Here is a 410-nt window from a genome sequence, read left to right on the forward strand (position 1 = left end):
GACGTGTTCGCCGGCGTCGGGATCGCGGCCGGGCCCACGGTGGGGACGACGTCGGGCCAGATCGGGAGCGTCGCGACGACGGTCGCGCAGGCGCGCTCGACGTGCCGGACGTTCGCCGGGACGCACGCGGCGGACTTCGCCACCCAGGTGACGTCCGTCGTCTTCGGCAGCGCGGACACGACCGTCGCGACGGGGTACGGGACGCTCAACGCCCAGGTCATGGCCGACCTCTACGGCGCCGGGACGATGTCGTCGTTCTCCCTCGCCGGGCTCGCGGGGACGAACACGGCGGGCTCTGGCTCGCTGTGGTCGGACGCCGACGGCCCGCGCGTCTCGCTCGTGCGGAACACCGGGCTCGCCCACGCGTGGCCCGCGGGCGGCGGGCCGGGCGGGTCGTACGTGTCGACGAA

General features: G+C 75.4%; 2 protein-coding genes. One reads left to right on the plus strand and one right to left on the minus strand.

Annotation, left to right across the window (positions count from 1 at the left end):
* On the minus strand, window positions 1-221 hold a 221-nt coding region (locus G3I78_RS51580; RefSeq protein WP_203616592.1), incomplete at its 3' end, for a hypothetical protein.
* Here G3I78_RS51580 and G3I78_RS51585 point away from each other — a divergent pair.
* Window positions 220-410, plus strand: a 191-nt coding sequence (locus G3I78_RS51585; RefSeq protein WP_203616593.1) for a hypothetical protein, incomplete at its 3' end; no start/stop codon positions are given. The genes G3I78_RS51580 and G3I78_RS51585 overlap by 2 nt on opposite strands.

Source organism: Streptomyces sp. SID13726, assembly GCF_010548375.1.
Taxonomy (GTDB): domain Bacteria; phylum Actinomycetota; class Actinomycetes; order Streptomycetales; family Streptomycetaceae; genus Streptomyces.